The 2,200-nt window shown below is 35.5% G+C and carries 4 protein-coding genes; 2 read left to right on the top strand and 2 right to left on the bottom strand.

What is annotated here, in order from left to right; translation table 11 throughout:
- Positions 1-40: 40 nt before the first annotated feature.
- Positions 41-259, top strand: coding sequence for a type II toxin-antitoxin system HicB family antitoxin (locus BVH04_RS24905; RefSeq protein WP_086544166.1), 219 nt, complete (start codon positions 41-43; stop codon positions 257-259).
- Between the two features lie 381 nt (positions 260-640).
- On the opposite strand, the gene BVH04_RS24915 is transcribed toward BVH04_RS24905, so the two are convergent.
- Positions 641-880 (bottom strand): hypothetical protein, encoded by a 240-nt coding sequence (locus BVH04_RS24915; RefSeq protein ID WP_086544168.1) that lies wholly within the window; start codon positions 878-880, stop codon positions 641-643.
- 4 nt (positions 881-884) lie between these two features.
- Complete coding sequence (locus tag BVH04_RS24920) at positions 885-1,499, bottom strand: carboxypeptidase-like regulatory domain-containing protein (protein ID WP_086544169.1); 615 nt, start codon at positions 1,497-1,499, stop codon at positions 885-887.
- A gap of 449 nt (positions 1,500-1,948) precedes the next feature.
- On the opposite strand from BVH04_RS24920, the gene BVH04_RS24925 reads away from it, so the two are divergent.
- On the top strand, positions 1,949-2,167 hold the full coding sequence (locus tag BVH04_RS24925) for a hypothetical protein (RefSeq protein ID WP_086544170.1): 219 nt from the start codon (positions 1,949-1,951) through the stop codon (positions 2,165-2,167).
- The last annotated feature ends 33 nt before the right edge of the window (positions 2,168-2,200 follow it).

The raw sequence follows: 2,200 nt of genomic DNA on the forward strand, positions 1-2,200 counted from the left end.
AGATTCATTATATTGAAATATCAATTAAGCCAAGAAAAAAGTGAAGACTGATCAACGATACGAAATTATTATTTACTGGAGCGAGGCTGATGAAGCATTCATCGCGGAAGTTCCAGTACTCGCTTGCTGTGCTGCCGATGGAATCAGTTATTTAGAAGCCCTTCAAAATGTTGAGATTGTGATTCAAGAATGGATTGAAACTGCGAAAGAAATTGGCAAGTCAATTCCAAAGCCTAAAGGAAAATTGATGTTTGCCTAAAAGAAGTATTCATATTTTAGTAATAAGTATCAAGACCTTTGAGGTTTCAAAAACCTCGAAGGTCTTTTTTTGATTAATTCCTTCTAATTAAACCCTTAAAAAGTCTGGATTTTTGTAATTATTCCAAATTCGGAGCACATATAATTTTGATCCATCAATCTTATAGTACAAGGAAATTTGCTTTCTGATCACCGCTTTTCTAACAGATGGAATCTCAGTTAGCGTATACAGCTCTGTATTTATTTGGATCATTTCGATGACAGCATCAATCTCTTTGATCAAGTTACTTGCAGATTTTTCTGACTACTCTTTAATCAAATAATTAAGATTTTCGATTAAATCCGCTTCTGCATCGTCAGTCCATATGACCTCCATATTTGATCAAAAAAGTGTCGGGAAAGTCGCTTTTATAGTACCCATAACCGTGTGATGGGATTTCACTTTACCTTCTTCAATTTGCTTAAGACCTTTTTCTATTGCTCGTTTCTCATCTGAACTGAGGTGATAAATATCTAACGCTTCGTTCTCGAGCTGAATAGCCTTGATTTGATTGATCACTTTAGTGTCATTGATATTTGACAACCAATAAATCAGATTTATTTTTTCTTCCTTTATATCCATGACTTTAGGGTTTATTCAAATTAACGATTTCGCCTGTGGTTTGTGCTACATCAATTAATTTAAGTACAAAGATAAAAAAACACCTTTGCGCAAAACTCTGGAACCTCAACAGATTAGTAGCCTGTGCTGACGCTTTAAAATAATTGGATTTCTTACTCCCTTTGACTCTTTCAAACTCCACCACCCATGGATTGAGAATTTCGACTTTCGAAATAATGGGATCGTCAAAAACAGCTAAAAACACATCTTCAAATCTTCCCAATTTCCGCTCCCAAGACTTATCCCGCTTGGCTTTGAGTTCAATTTCGGAAAGATTGGATTCGTTAAACGAAAGCTCAACAACCACCTCCATTTCGCTTTTTCCTCCAAAAGATATCGTCTTCACCTCTGTCACATAGCCCACAAAGGAAGCAACCAGCTCAATCTCTGCCGGGAAATTACCAGATAGGCTAAACTTACCTTCTGCATCGGTGGCTATGCCTTGGGTAGTGTTATTGACAAAGACGTTAGCGAATGGAAGAGGAAGGCCAGTTTCTTTTTCTCGAACTACTCCTTTTATGGATTGGGCAACGGCAACTAGAGAGGAGAAGAAAAATAAAACTAAAAGCAAGTTTCTCATAGCCGATTCGGTTTAAAGCTTTTTAGAAAAATACTATACATCTAATCATTTAGAAAATTGACAACTAGATAAATATAAGTTGGGTAATCCAGCAATTCCTATTCTAGCTAACATCTTTTCTTTTGTCAGACCATTTAGCTCAAGCTTGATACGCTAGTTAGGTCTTCAGAGTTAGACCATATCAATCAAGTCTTCAGAGGTTTATGAGGAAAAGTCAATAGATTTTTTCTGAAGTCCATTCTAAGGCCCTAAATAAATTAGCCTTGTCTGAAGGGTTGGGTACTAATTCAATTTAGCGATTCTCAAAAGGGCAGAAAGAACTAAATCGAAAATCACATAGGTAATTTCAGGACAAAACCCTCTGAAATACTTCATATATTCTATAATACCTTGTTCCGAAATACGACTATTTTCAGCTTCCTCGTAAATTGAGTAAAACTCTATTCGAAATGGAAACTCTCAGAATCAAAGCCTACCCAAAAAATAAAAATCAAATCAAATCGATTGCAGACTTTTTAAGCAGAGAAGGAATTGAATTTGAAATAGTTGAAAAGGAAGAATTTCTAGTGTTCGAAGAGGAATTAGAATCGAGCTTGGTTCAGGCTGAAAAGATTGAAAAAGGAGGATTAAAAAAGGAAAGTGCCAGAGACTTTTTGAATGATCTATGAAGTAATTCTAACACCAGATATTAAAAAGTTTTA

This window comes from Algoriphagus antarcticus, assembly GCF_002150685.1.
Taxonomy (GTDB): Bacteria; Bacteroidota; Bacteroidia; order Cytophagales; family Cyclobacteriaceae; genus Algoriphagus; species Algoriphagus antarcticus.

Coding starts and splice junctions, on each gene's coding strand:
- BVH04_RS24925 (WP_086544170.1), top strand. CDS start 1,949: ATGGAAACTCTCAGAATCAAAGCCTACCCAAAAAATAAAAATCAAATC.
- BVH04_RS24915 (WP_086544168.1), bottom strand. CDS start 880: ATGGATATAAAGGAAGAAAAAATAAATCTGATTTATTGGTTGTCAAAT.
- BVH04_RS24920 (WP_086544169.1), bottom strand. CDS start 1,499: ATGAGAAACTTGCTTTTAGTTTTATTTTTCTTCTCCTCTCTAGTTGCC.